10 protein-coding genes are annotated in these 11,979 nt (G+C 72.6%); 3 read left to right on the plus strand and 7 right to left on the minus strand.

Going from position 1 to position 11,979, the window contains the following annotated elements:
- Window positions 1–160: 160 nt before the first annotated feature.
- Window positions 161–880, plus strand: a complete 720-nt coding sequence (locus tag QSK39_RS45970) for a GntR family transcriptional regulator (protein ID WP_285484125.1) — start codon at window positions 161–163, stop codon at window positions 878–880.
- Here QSK39_RS45970 and QSK39_RS45975 read toward each other — a convergent pair.
- From QSK39_RS45975 to QSK39_RS46005, 7 genes are all read right to left on the minus strand, one after another.
- On the minus strand, window positions 877–1,989 hold the full coding sequence (locus QSK39_RS45975) for a pyridoxal phosphate-dependent aminotransferase (RefSeq protein WP_285484126.1): 1,113 nt from the start codon (window positions 1,987–1,989) through the stop codon (window positions 877–879). The genes QSK39_RS45970 and QSK39_RS45975 overlap by 4 nt on opposite strands.
- Before the next feature lie 325 nt (window positions 1,990–2,314).
- Window positions 2,315–3,073, minus strand: coding sequence for a PIG-L deacetylase family protein (locus QSK39_RS45980; RefSeq protein ID WP_353051121.1), 759 nt, complete (start codon window positions 3,071–3,073; stop codon window positions 2,315–2,317).
- Between the two features lie 83 nt (window positions 3,074–3,156).
- The gene (locus tag QSK39_RS45985) at window positions 3,157–5,913 is read right to left on the minus strand and encodes a bifunctional YncE family protein/alkaline phosphatase family protein (RefSeq protein ID WP_285484128.1); all 2,757 of its coding nucleotides are present in this window, start codon (window positions 5,911–5,913) and stop codon (window positions 3,157–3,159) included.
- Between the two features lie 4 nt (window positions 5,914–5,917).
- Complete coding sequence (locus QSK39_RS45990; RefSeq protein ID WP_285484129.1) at window positions 5,918–7,261, minus strand: ABC-2 transporter permease family protein; 1,344 nt, start codon at window positions 7,259–7,261, stop codon at window positions 5,918–5,920.
- Window positions 7,258–8,184: an ABC transporter ATP-binding protein gene (locus QSK39_RS45995; protein WP_285484130.1), complete on the minus strand. Its 927-nt coding sequence runs from the start codon at window positions 8,182–8,184 to the stop codon at window positions 7,258–7,260. The genes QSK39_RS45990 and QSK39_RS45995 overlap by 4 nt, the downstream gene beginning before the upstream one ends.
- Before the next feature lie 198 nt (window positions 8,185–8,382).
- Window positions 8,383–9,045 carry a response regulator gene (locus QSK39_RS46000; protein WP_285484131.1) on the minus strand — a complete coding sequence of 221 codons (663 nt, stop codon included), beginning with the start codon at window positions 9,043–9,045 and terminating at the stop codon, window positions 8,383–8,385.
- On the minus strand, window positions 9,042–10,157 hold the full coding sequence (locus tag QSK39_RS46005; protein WP_285484132.1) for a sensor histidine kinase: 1,116 nt from the start codon (window positions 10,155–10,157) through the stop codon (window positions 9,042–9,044). The genes QSK39_RS46000 and QSK39_RS46005 overlap by 4 nt, the downstream gene beginning before the upstream one ends.
- 186 nt (window positions 10,158–10,343) lie before the next feature.
- Here QSK39_RS46005 and QSK39_RS46010 point away from each other — a divergent pair, with 186 nt between their 5' ends.
- Together QSK39_RS46010 and QSK39_RS46015 are read left to right on the plus strand one after the other, a co-directional pair.
- On the plus strand, window positions 10,344–10,715 hold the full coding sequence (locus tag QSK39_RS46010) for a DUF6223 family protein (protein WP_285484133.1): 372 nt from the start codon (window positions 10,344–10,346) through the stop codon (window positions 10,713–10,715).
- Window positions 10,716–10,794: 79 nt separating this feature from the next.
- Window positions 10,795–11,976: an NAD(P)/FAD-dependent oxidoreductase gene (locus tag QSK39_RS46015; protein ID WP_285484134.1), complete on the plus strand. Its 1,182-nt coding sequence runs from the start codon at window positions 10,795–10,797 to the stop codon at window positions 11,974–11,976.
- The last annotated feature ends 3 nt before the right edge of the window (window positions 11,977–11,979 follow it).

The following is an 11,979-nucleotide window of genomic DNA, read 5'->3' on the forward strand; positions in this document are numbered from 1 at the left end:
AGGTCTCCTTCACCGTGTCCACCATCTGGATGCACAGTAGGAACCCGTTAAGATATTAGCAAGACGTACTTGAGATATTTTTGGCGTCCATCATGTACGACCAGGGCAGCGCGCCAGGTGTATCGTTCCAGGACCAGACCGTCCTCGAGGGAGCCAGCCGTTGCGTTACGAGCCCGACCTGATCCGCGAGCACCCGCCGGTGAGCAGCCTGATGGAGAGCGCCTACCGGCGGCTGAAGCGCGAGATCATCGAGCTGGTCCGGCCGCCCGGCGCGAGCTTCACCGAGCTGGAGGTCGCGAAGGTCTACGAGCTGAGCAAGACGCCCGTGCGCGAGGCGCTCGCCCGGCTGCACCGCGACGGCCTGGTCCGCCCGCTCCCCCGGGCCGGCTACGTGGTCTCGACGGTGACCCTCGGCGACGCGACCGACCTGTGCGACATGCGTTCCCTGCTGCAGTCGCAGGCGGCGGCGTTGTGCGCCGAGCGCGGACTGCCCGAATCGGACGGTGCACGGCTGGCCGAGCTGGCCGTCGACACCGACGAGGACCAGCTCGGCGGACCGCGGTTCGAGGAGCGGTTCCGGGCCAACTACGAGTTCGAGTCGATCATCGCCAACGGCGGCGGCAACCACCGCCTGGCCGCGGCCTCGGTCGGGGTGCTCGACGAGATCGAGCGGATCATCCGGCTGAGCATCAAGCTGGATCCGGCGATGCCGCCGGAGCGGATCCGCGAGCGGCAGGCGATCGTGGACGCCATCACCGCGCGCGACCCGGACGCCGCCCGCGAAGCCATGCAGCGTCGGACGGCATCCGCCCGGCGGGAGATCGTCGGCGCGCTGGCGGCGAGCCGCTCGATCATCCACGCCGAGATCGGGATGCCTTAACCGCCCAGCTCCTTGACCAGGGCGGCAAGCCGATTCCCCACCTCCGTGAGATCGGCCTCGGTGCCGCCGTAGAGCAGGCGGGCATGCCCGGCCGGGCCGTGGAAGGCGTCGCCCGCGATCCCCGGGATCCCGTGCCGCAGCAACGCGTCCTCGAGCGCCCGGCCCCGCAGGCCGAGGGCGGCGAAATCGGGGAAGAGGAAGATCCCGGAGTCCGGCCGCACGACGGGCAGTCCCGCGGCCTCGACCGCGGCGGCGAGCAGGTCGCGGCGGCGCCGGAAGGTCGAGTAGACGACGTCGAGCCAGTCCTGCGGCCCGGTGATGACGGCGCAGGCTGCCGCCTGAGGCACGTCACCGACGGCGATCGCGTCCCATTCGAACGCCCGGTGCACCCGGTCGAGGAGCTTCCGCGGCGCGTGGACGTACCCGATCCGCCACGGGGTGAAGGCGTAGTTCTTGCTCAGGCTGGTCACCGTCACGAGCTCGGGCCAGCCGTCCCGCAGGGACTGCTGCGGCGCGTACCCGGGTCCACTGTGGACGTACCGGGCGTACGACTCGTCGGACAGCACCAGCAGTCCGTGTTCGGCGGCCAGTGCCAGGATCTCCGCCAGCTCCTGCCGCGCCGGGGTGTGCCCGGTGGGGTTGGCGGGGTTGCACAGCAGGATCGCGCGGGTCGCGGGCGTCACCGCCGCCCGGAGCGCGTCGAGGTCGGTGGCCCACCCGAGCTCCGGCCGGCTCGGGACGTACACCGGGCGGGCGCCGGCCATCCGCACCATGCCGTCGAAGAAGTAGGTCGGAGCGGGCACGACGACCTCATCGCCCGGCGAGAGCAGCGCCCGCAGGACGACGCTCATCCCGTGTTGCGCGCCGTGGGTCACCAGCAGCTCGTGCTCCGGGTCGACGTCCAGGCCGAACTGCTGCCCCAGGTGGTCCGCCACGACGCGGCGCAGCTCGGGCCGGCCACGCGTCTCCCGAGGCAGGACCCGCGTGGCAGCCTCGGCGGCCGCGTCCAGGACGTGCTTCGGCATGGGCAGGGCGGGCACCCCGGGCATCGGCAGGACAGACCACTCTCGCGCGCGCTCGGTCAGGGCCAGCGCCGGAAGCCGCTCCATTTCGCCTCCATAGTATCTCAGTTTGTAGAGTTGAGATACTAGCAGTCTGCGGGACGACTGGGCGCCGGTGGCCCGCGAGCGCATTCGGCAGAAGCTTGCGCCACGCCATCGAGCGGAAGTCGCCAGCTCCACCGCGCAGAGGCTGTGGGACAACGCCTTGGACACCGCGCGGCCCGACTGGGTGTCCGGCACCGTCAAGCGGGCCTCGGCGCGCAGCCAAGCAGAGCCGTCGCCCTGGGCCTGCGCCGGAAACCACACGACGCTGGACAGCACCTGGCCTCGCGGGCGCGTTCCGCAGAAGCTTGCGCCACGCCGGGCAGCTTGATCAGTCCGGGCCGAGGTCCGGCGGCGCCTGCAGGTCGTGGGCGCGGAACAGGACTGCGTGCTCGACGCCCATGGCCTTGCCGCTCATCGCGGCGAACTGCGGGATGAAGTCCGCGGGCGCGGGGTGGTCCGGGAGCGCGGCCAAGTACGCGGCGTGCGCCTCGAGCGAGGCGACGCCGCGGCGCAGCGGCTCACCCGTGACCTCGACGCCGTGGGTCGCGCCCGCGCCGGGTGGCCCGGGGATGAGGAACCAGCGCGCGGAGTGCGGTTCGAGGTGCTCGTCGTCGATCTGCTCCGGGAACACCCACCGGTTGCCCGCGTCGCGGATCGCGTCGAGCGTCGCCAGCCCGGCCGCGCGGTGGTCGGCCTGGTCGAAGCCGTACGGCGTCTCGACGTCCCAGCCGGTGCCGAGCACGACGTCCGGCTTGAAGCGGCGGATCTCCCGGCAGATGTCGCGGCGCAGGTCGAGGCTGTACACGAGGATGCCGTCGGGGTGCTCGAGGACGGTCAGGTGCTCGACGCCGACGGCGGCACAGGCGGCCCGCTGCTCGGCGACGCGCAGGCGCGCCGTCTCCTCCGGTGGGTTCGGCATGCCCGCCTCGCCGCGGGTGAGCAGGAGGTAGCCGACCTCGATGCCGCGCGCGGTCCAGCGGGCGACGGCCGCGGACGGGCCGTACTCCATGTCGTCCGGGTGCGCGACGACGCAGAGCACCCGCTGGAAGGACTCCTCGGGCAGGGCAGGCAACGTCATGCGGGCCATCCTCCCCCGGTTCGGGGCTGATCGCCCGCCACCACCGTCACGGCGCCCGGTCCGGGCAGGACCGAGCGCCGCGACGAGGTTGCTCAGCCGTCCGACTCCGCCGACGGGAGGTAGGCGCCCGGGACCTGCTCCGGGGCGAACACCTGGCTCTCACCCGGGTACGGCAGCTGCCAGCCGTGCGTCTGGTACCACGTGAAGTGGTTCATCTGCGCCGGGTTGGCGTAGTCGGCGACCGCGTTCGGGCCGGTCAGCCGCTGGTGCGTCGTCCACTCCTGCCACTGCGCCGCCACCCGCGCCTTGTCCGCCGGCACCGCCGACGACGGCACCGGGGCCGCCACGGGATCCGGCGGGGCCGGGGTGTCCGCGCCGCAGGACGGCTGGGTGGCCAGGCCGCCCGTCAGCGAGGTGCGGTTGGGCAGCGCGGTGAACGGCGTGTAGTCCGGCTTCTGCGTGAACGCCGCGCTCATCGGCGTCGCCGCGCTGTCCTTCTGGTTCATCGGCTTGACCCCGAGGATCTGCTCGATGGTCCGGATCATCGTGATCTGCGAGTAGTAGTGGCTGTCGACGACGCCGTGCCGGGCGTACGGGCTGATGATCTGCACCGGTGCCCGGTGGCCGTCGACGTGGTCGAGACCGGCCTGGGAGTCGTCCTCGACGACGAAGATCGCCGAGTCCTTCCAGTACTTGCTGTGCGAGATCGTGTCGACGATCTTGCCGACCGCGAGGTCGTTGTCGGCGACCTGGGCGGCCGCGTTCGGCGGACCGCCGGTGTGGTCGCTCGACAGCCAGAACATGTTCAGGTTCGCCGGCCCGTGCTTCTCGAAGTCGTCCTTCCAGATCTGGTACCGGTAGACGTCCGGCACCGCGGTGTCGAACTTCGGGAACCCGGGCACCGAAACGTCGTTCAGCGACGGGATCGGCGACGACGACACCAGCGGGTAGGCGCTGGGCTCGCCGGTCGCCGCCATGTTCTTGCTGTCGCAGTAGAGGTTCTGCCAGCTCGCGTCGGCCGGCTTGGTCAGGAACTGCTGGAACTCGCCGAAGTCCCGGACCGACTTCCCGGCCGCCTGCGCACCGGTCCAGAGGAACCCGGAGCTCTGGTGGCCCAGCGCGTCGTCCTCGGTGTCGTAGCTGCGCAGGTACTCCCCCGCCGACGACTCGGTGTACTCCGGGTTGTCGGCCTGCATCAGCCAGTTGTGGCCCTCGGCGGAGTTCGTGCCGATGTCGTAGGTGTTGTCGTACAACCCGAACTGCCGCTCCAGCGCGTGCTGGTTGGGCGTCACGTTCTCGCCGAACTGCGTGACCGACGGGTCGCCGTTGCCGCGCGCGTCGTCGCCGAAGAGCTGGTCGTAGGTCCGGTTTTCCTTGACCAGCAGGAAGACGTGCTTGATCGTCGACGGGTCGCCGAGCCGCGCCGGGACGGGCACCGGCTTGCGGTGGCCGTCGTCGTGGGCCACCTGGACCGAGTTGTCCGTCCAGCCGTTCTGCTTGAAGACCTGGCCGGTGTACCCGCGGATCGCGCGGTCGTCCGGCAGCCGGAACCGCTGCACGCTCGACGTCGTGTCGTGGGTGCCGTGCCCGGCGGCCGTGGTGGGCCGGCGGGCGTCGATGCCACGGGTGTTGGAGACGACGACGTCCGCGCCGACCGTGGTGATCGCCGTCGGGAAGTAGTCCGTCGGCAGCAGGCCGACGTAGCCCACCGGCTCCTGGGGCCGCTGGTAGCGGTAGACGGCGACAGCGTCGGCACGGCCGAGCGTCACCAGCAGGTGCCCGTCGCCGGTGAGGGTCACCCCGTCCGGCTCGTACCCGACCGAAGCCTGCGGCCACGGCTGGGTCGCGATGGTCTGGACGACCTTGTCGCGGCCGGTGTCGATGACGGAGACGGTGTTGCTCGCGGTGTTCGTGACGAACACCGCACCCTTGGCGGAGTACACCGCGGTCGGGTGCAGGCCGACGTCGATGCTCTTCGGCGCGGCGGCCGCGTTCGCCAGGTCGATGACGCTGACCGTGCCACTGGTGGTGGCGCCGGTGAACCCGCTGGCCGGCACCTGGGTGTTGTACGAGTTCAGCGTCGGCTCGCCGGGCTTGGCCGCGCGGCCGCCTTCGTTGCTCACGTACAGCTTGGTCCCGACGCGGACCAGGTCGCGCGGCGCGTTGCCGGTGGCCCAGCTCTGCTTGATCGCGCCGGTCGCCGCATCGAGGGCGACGACGCGGTTCTGGCCGTTGACCGCGGAGTACACAGTGGACCCGTCGGGCGAGAACACCGCCTGGGCCACCAGCGCGTGCTTGGCGCCGTCGGCCGGGATCTTGACCGACGCCGGGGCGGCGACCGTGCCGTCCGGGTTCACCGTGAACTTCGTGTAGCCGTCGGTTTGCGCCAGCCACAGCGCTTTGCCGTCCGGGGAGTACGACGGCCCTTCCTGGCCGACGTCGTTGCCGGGGATGCGCAGGTTCGCCGTCGCGGAGTTGCCGACGAGCTGCTGCACCTGCCAGCTCTTCAGGTCGACGATGGTGAGCGCGATCCCGCCGTCGGTGGTCAGCGCGGCGAGGTGGGCGCCGTCGGGGCTGACCGAGGACGCCATGATCTTGCCGTTGTTCACGACCAGCCGGTCGCCGATCGGCTTGAGGTACTGGTCGGCGGAGACGACCTGGCCGTTCTCGGTGACCTGGCCGACCTGGTCCTCGCCGAACTGCTGCGTCGACGCGACACCGACGCCGGTGCCCGTGGCGACGAGCACGAGCGTGGCGGAACCGGCGGTCGCGTACCGGAACCGGTGACCACTGAGGTGACCGAGAAGGCGAGCCTTCCCGACACGCCGTCTGCGGCGTGTTACCTGCATCGGGTTATCCCTTCGTGGAGGAGAGCAGCTCGACGTTCCCGTCGAACTGCCAGAGGGGGTTGGGCTGGTCCCCCGCGGGGGTCCGCACCTGGAAGTAGCCGTTCACTTCCTTCGGTCCGTCGCCGTCGGCGACGTACCGCCCGTCCGAGGTGATGTCGAGCTGGTAGATCGCCGACCCCGTCGCCGCGATGCCCGGCAGGTGCCAGGAGACGACGCACCGCCAGTCGTTGCCGGGCCCCTCGGGCTCGACCAGGCCGTCGCCCTTGGTGCACGCGGCCGTGGCGGCCAGCTGCGCCTCGGTGACGTCGGGCCGGTTGAGCTGGCCGGCCTGCAGCCGGTAGAGGTGGGCGAACGCGGTGGCGACCGAGCGCTGGACCTGGTCCAGGCCGATCCCGGAGCCGGTGGCCGGCGTGGCGACCGCGACGATCCCGGCCGTGACGGCGAGCAGCCCGGCCAGCGGCACGACACCGAGGACGAGCGCGCGACGGCCCGAGCCGTCGTGGGCCGGGTTGGTGAAGTCGCGGCGCACGAAGAGGAGGTAGGCCAGCGCGGTCGCGACCACGGCCCACGCCAGGCTGACGCCGACCGCGATCAGCAGCGGCCCCAGCTGCGCCGGGTCGGTGAACAGGCCGTTCCACGCGATGAAGGCGTAGCTGGGCAGGGCGAGGCGGACGGCGACCGGCAGCGGCAGCAGCTGGGCGAGCGCCAGCACGAGCGCGACGACCGCGGGCAGCAGCAGGCCCATCGGCGAGCGGCCCCAGACGATCGAGCCGAGCAGCCCGATCGCACCCAGGGCGAGCGTCGGGGCGAGCACGCAGACCCAGGCGAGCAGGACCCGCACCGCGGCGTCGCCGGGCGTCAGCAGGTGACCGTCGAGGCCGGCCAGCGGCCGGTCGCCGGCGGCGAGGAGCCCGCCCGCCGCACCGGAAACGGCCATCCCGGCCACCAGCACGAAGATCACGGTGAGGCTGGCAAGCGCTTTCGCTGCGAAGATCCGCCTGGTGGAGCGGACGGCGACCAGCAGGTGGCGCCACGTGCCGAGCCGGTCTTCGGAGGCGAAGACGTCCCCGGCGACGACCGACGTCAGCAGCGGAAGCGCGTACGTGCCCGCGAAACCGAGCATCACCAGCGGCCCGGCCCAGCCGGTGGCGTTCATCCACCGGCCGAAGAGCGTGTCGACGGGCAGCGAACTCTGCTCGCTCACCACGGCGACGAACACCGCCGGAGCGAGCCAGCAGGCCAGCACCAGCAAGCGGATCCGCCAGGCGGCGAACAGCTTGACGAGTTCGAAGCGGTAGCCACGCGTCACCGGGACGGGCCGGGCGGCTTCCAGCGCGGTCGTGGTCATCGGCCGGCCTCCGGCTGCTCGGTGAGGGCGAGGAAAGCGGCTTCGAGCGGCGACACGACCGGCGCGAGCTCGCGCACCGCGATGCCGTCCTTCGCCAGCCGCAGCACCAGTTCGTCGAGGGCGGGCACCGGTGCGCGGACCACGAACGCGTCGGTGTCCGCGTCGGCGAGGCGGATCCCCGGCGCGCCGGCGACCAGGGGCCGCGCGGCCGCCGGGTCGGACGTGCGCAGCCGGTAGTCGAGCTCGCCGTTCTCGGCGGAGAGCTTGCCCAGCGGGCCGGTGAAGACGACGCGGCCGGTGGACAGGATGGTGACCTCGGAGCACAGCGCTTCGAGGTCGTCCATCCGGTGGCTGGAGAGCACCACGGTGGTGCCGCCGCCGGCGAGCCGGTCGAGGACGCCGTGCACGTGCTTCTTGCCGGCCGGGTCGAGCCCGTTGGCCGGCTCGTCGAGCACCAGGAGGCGAGGTTCGGTGAGCAGGGCGGCGGCGAGGCCGAGCCGCTGCCGCATGCCGAGGGAGAAGCCGCGCACGCGGTCGTCGGCGACGTCGGTGAGCCCGACCTCGCCGAGGACGTCGTCGATCTTCGCGGTCCGCCGGTCGCCGCCGCGGAGGGCGGCCAGCGCGGCGAGGTTCTGCCGGGCGGTGAGCGAGGGGTAGAGCCCGGGGCCGTCGACGAACCCGGCGACGCCACCGGGCGCGCTGAGGGTCTTCCCGACCGGCGTCCCGAGGATCTCGAGCCGGCCCTCGTCGGCGACGGCCAGGCTCAGCAGCAGGCCGAGCAACGTCGTCTTGCCCGCGCCGTTCGGGCCGACCAGCCCGTGGATCCGTCCCGGTGCCACGTCCAGATCGACGCCGTCCAGCGCGACGACGTCCCCGAAGCACTTGGTGATTCCGCGCGCTCGCACCGCGACGGGCGTGTCCATGGCTCCCCTTGCTCATTTTCCTGAGTCGCGAAAGAAACTTAGGCAGGACAAGTGACTTCGGCGGGCGCGTCGGGTGAACGCGAATCGAACGAGAACCGACCGGCGGGCACCACGCCGGTGAAATGTCCGAGTTAAGGCCGGACCTTGCGCGGAGTTAACCGGCGTCTTGCCTTCGAGCGGCCCGGAAACCGTTGGGGGTCAAGAAGTGCGCGGGACCACCAAGCCGGATTCGTAGGCGAGGACCACGAGCTGCGCCCGGTCGCGGGCGTGCAGCTTGGTCATCGCCCGGTTGATGTGGGTCTTCGCGGTCAGCGGGCTGATCACCATGCGGGCGGCGATCTGGTCGTTGGCCAGTCCCTGCGCGACCAGGGTGACGGCTTCGCGCTCGCGGTTGGTCAGGTGGGCCAGCCCGGCCGCGGCGCCGGTCCGGAGGGGCTGGGTGACGTACCGGTCGATCAGCTTGCGGGTGATCGACGGTGCGAGCAGGGCGTCACCGCGGGCGGCGACCCGCACGGCGTGCAGGAAGTCCTCCGGCCGGATGTCCTTGACGAGGAACCCCGCCGCGCCGGCGCGCAACGCCGTGAAGACGTACTCGTCGAGGCCGTAGTTGGTCAGGATGACCACATGCACCCCGGCCAGCACCGGATCGGCGGCGATGCGCCGGGTCGCCTCGATGCCGTCCACGACCGGCATCTGGACGTCGATGAGCGCGATGTCGGGCAGGTGCTGCCCGGCCAGTGCCACGGCCTCGCCACCGTCGGCGGCCTCGGCCACCACCTCGATGTCGTCCTCGATGTCGAGGAGCGCGCGGAACCCGCTGCGGATGAGCGGCTGGTCGTCGGCCAGCAGGACCCTGATCACGACGCCGGGCCCACGGGAAGCTCGGCGTGGACGGTGAAGCCGCCTTCGCTGCGCGGCGCCGCCCGCAGCCGGCCGCCGAGCGCGGCGACGCGTTCGCGCATCCCGAGCAGCCCCACACCGGGGACCGGCGCGGTGTCCGGGGTGGCCGTGCCGTCGTCGTCGACGCGGATGACGAGCGTGCCCGGGCGGTAGCCGATCCGGACCGACGCGGTCTCGGCGGCGGCGTGGCGGGCGATGTTGGTCAGCGACTCCTGGACGATCCGGTAGCCGGTCCGGTCCGCCGCGACGGGAACCTCGTCGCGCTCGCCCTCGATCGTCAGCGTCGCGTCCAGGCCGGCCGCCCGGGCTCGCCGCACCAGGTCCGGGACGTCGTCGAGGCCGTGCGGGGGATTCCCGTCGTCGCGCAATGCCTCCAGGGTCGCGCGCAGCTCACGGGCCGCCTCACGGCCGGCGTCCCGGATCACCAGCAGCGCGTCCGGCACCGGCTCCCCTCGCTTGCCTGCCAGGTGGACGGCGACCTCGGCCTGCACCTTGATGACCGAGATCTGGTGGGTGAGCGAGTCGTGCAGTTCGCGGGCGATGTGCAGCCGCTCCTCGTCGGCACGCCGCCGCGCGGTCTCTTCGCGGGTGCGCTCGGCCTCCTCCGCCCGCCGCTCGGCCTGGCGCAATGCTTCGCCGGCGGCACCGGCGGCGATCAGCCACGCGATCTGGAGGACGTCGCGGGTGTGCGTGATCGCCTCGCCCACGGCCAGGTCGCCGGGCGCGGCGAGGATCGCGAACGGAAGAGCGCACACCATGAGCACCGCGCTCACCACCGCGAGGACGCGGTGTCCCGCCCGGACCGCGGCGTACACCGCGAGCAGGTACGCGACGGCGGGGACGTCGACCCCGGCGGCCTGGGATCCCAGCGCGCACAGGCCGGTCACCGCCAGCACGGTGACCGGCGCCCGGCGGTACGCGGCCAACGCGAGGCCGCCGATCACCAGCAGCACGCAGCCCAGCGGGACGAGGCTCGTGGCGGGGTGGTGCGCGTACAACCCGGCGACGAGCAGGGCGGTCGCCACCCCGACGGCGACCAGCCCGTCCCCGAGCCGGATCCGTGCCGTGCTCATGCCTGCACGGTAATCGGGTGCGGGCCGGGGCGACTCCTGCGCACGGACGATCCTCGGACTACCGCAGCCGCAGTACTTCCCCGGCTCCTGCGGCGACCGCGGCAGCGCGAAGTGCCTGCGCCCGGGCGACGACCGGCGGCCGGTCCGGCGGACAGGATCGAGCGACACCCAGCAGAGGAGAACCTCATGTCCGGCACCCACGCCTTCCTGGAACTCGCCACGCCGATTCCGGCGGCCGCCGCCGTGTACACCGTGACCGCCGCCCGGGTCTGGGCCACGGCGGCCGCGCTGCTGGGGCTGGCCGGCGCGATCATCGGCGGCCGGGTGTTCGCCCGCGGCCGCCGCCGTCCCGGAGCCGGCGGGCGGACGGGAGCCGTGGTGGCGCTGGCGTCGGGACTGGTCGCCGTCACCGGCGGGGTGGTCGACCTGGCCCTCGCCGACGGTGGTCCCGGCACCGGCAACGGCGTCGTCGGGGGTGCCGTGGCCGTGGTCGCGGGTCTCCTGGCCGGCGTTCTCGGCGGGCTGGCACTGTCGCCGGGCCGTCGCGGCCCAGCGTGACCCACGTCACCGGCCGATGCTGTCAGGGATTCGGGAGCTGTCTCGTTCAGGGGGCACGCGAACGTGACAGGAGCGAACCATGCCGCACCGCATCGTCGTCCTCGGGGCCGGCTACGCCGGGGCCTTCTCCGCCGGTTACCTGGCCCGCCGGCTGCACCCCGGCGATTTCGAGATCACCGTCGTCAACGCCGAACCCGACTTCGTCGAGCGGCTGCGCCTGCACCAGCTCGCCGCCGGGCGGGAACTCCGCCACCGGCCGCTGACCGGGGTGTTCGCCGGCACCGGGATCCGGCTGCGCGTGGCGCGGGTGACCGCCGTCGACGCCGCGCACCGGACCGTCACCGTCGCCGACGGCGAGCGCATCGACTACGACACCCTCCTCTACGCGCTCGGCAGCACCGCCGCCGACCACGGCGTTCCGGGCGTCGGCGAGCACGCCTTCGCCGTGGCCGCACGGCCGTCCGCGCTCCGCCTGCGGGCTCGCCTGGACGAGCTGGGCGAGGACGGGCAGGTGCTGGTGGTCGGCGGCAACCTCACCGCGATCGAGACCGCCACCGAGATCGCCGAATCCCGGCCGGGACTTCGGGTCGGCCTCGCCACCAGCGGCGAACTGGGCGGCTGGCTGGGTGCGAAGGCCCGCCGTCACCTGCTGCGGGCCTTCGACCGGTTCGGCATCGCGGTCCACGAGCACACCACCATCGCGCGTGTCGAGGAGAGCACGGCAGTCGCCGCCGACGGGACCGCCTTCGCCGCCGACGCGACCGTGTGGGCCGCCGGGTTCGCCGTGCCCCCGATCGCCGCCGCCGGTGGCCTCGAGGTGGTGGCCGACGGCCGGATCACCACCGACCGGCAGCTGCGGTCGGTCTCGCACCCGGACGTCTACGTCGCCGGGGACAGCGCTTTCGTCCTCGGCGAGAACGGGCAGCCGCTGCCGATGTCCTGCGCCTCCGCGGGGTTCACCGCGCTGCAGGCGACGGCCGCGATCATCGGCGACCGGACCGGGCGCAAGATCAAGACGACCGCGCTGAGCTACCTCGGCAACCACATCAGCCTCGGCCGCGACGACGGGATCTTCCAGCTGGTCGACGGGGAAGCGCGCGCGAGGCCCGGGGCCCTGTGCGGGCGGCCGGCCGCCCGCGTCAAGGCGGCGGTCCTGGCGGCCAGCGGCTGGGCCATCAGCCGCCCGGGCTTCGGCAGGCCAGGTCACCGGTACCGCTTGGCCACCACCGGAAAGCACTCCCCCGATGTGGTCGCCGCCTAAAGT

Source organism: Amycolatopsis sp. NBRC 101858, assembly GCF_030269325.1.
Lineage (GTDB): Bacteria > Actinomycetota > Actinomycetes > Mycobacteriales > Pseudonocardiaceae > Amycolatopsis > Amycolatopsis ponsaeliensis.

Coding starts and splice junctions, on each gene's coding strand:
- QSK39_RS45975 (WP_285484126.1), bottom strand. CDS start 1,989: ATGGAGCGGCTTCCGGCGCTGGCCCTGACCGAGCGCGCGCGAGAGTGG.
- QSK39_RS45980 (WP_353051121.1), bottom strand. CDS start 3,073: ATGGCCCGCATGACGTTGCCTGCCCTGCCCGAGGAGTCCTTCCAGCGG.
- QSK39_RS45985 (WP_285484128.1), bottom strand. CDS start 5,913: ATGCAGGTAACACGCCGCAGACGGCGTGTCGGGAAGGCTCGCCTTCTC.
- QSK39_RS45990 (WP_285484129.1), bottom strand. CDS start 7,261: ATGACCACGACCGCGCTGGAAGCCGCCCGGCCCGTCCCGGTGACGCGT.
- QSK39_RS45995 (WP_285484130.1), bottom strand. CDS start 8,184: ATGGACACGCCCGTCGCGGTGCGAGCGCGCGGAATCACCAAGTGCTTC.
- QSK39_RS46005 (WP_285484132.1), bottom strand. CDS start 10,157: ATGAGCACGGCACGGATCCGGCTCGGGGACGGGCTGGTCGCCGTCGGG.
- QSK39_RS46010 (WP_285484133.1), top strand. CDS start 10,344: ATGTCCGGCACCCACGCCTTCCTGGAACTCGCCACGCCGATTCCGGCG.
- QSK39_RS46015 (WP_285484134.1), top strand. CDS start 10,795: ATGCCGCACCGCATCGTCGTCCTCGGGGCCGGCTACGCCGGGGCCTTC.